The following is a 349-nucleotide window of genomic DNA, read 5'->3' as shown; positions in this document are numbered from 1 at the left end:
TGCCCACGCGCAACCTGAACATCCGGGCCAACGCCAACCCGGCCACCACCGGCAGCGTGGTCTTCGTCCTGACCGGGGCCCAAACCCAGAACCAGACGGAATCGGTGGCGCCCTACGCGCTGTTTTCCGACAGCGGCGGCGACTACAATGCCTGGACCCCCGCCGTGGGCAATTATTCCCTGACCGCCACGCCCTACAGCGGCCCCGGCGGGACGGGCACGGCCGGCCCGAGTATTACCGCTAATTTCTCCGTTATCGACCAGGCCAGTCCCGGCCAGTACACGCTGACGGTGAATACGAGCGGCTCGGGCACGGTGACGAAAAACCCGAGTGCAGCCAGCTACGCCAG

1 pseudogene is annotated in these 349 nt (G+C 66.5%); it reads left to right on the top strand.

From position 1 onward, the window contains the following. A pseudogene (locus EWM57_RS21340) lies at positions 1–349 on the top strand (hypothetical protein); the annotation flags it as partial.

Origin of the sequence: Hymenobacter persicinus (assembly GCF_004167665.1) — a bacterium.
Lineage (GTDB): Bacteria > Bacteroidota > Bacteroidia > Cytophagales > Hymenobacteraceae > Hymenobacter > Hymenobacter persicinus.
The sequence above is the reverse complement of the archived record's forward strand: the minus strand, read 5'-3'. Positions and strand labels throughout refer to the sequence as shown.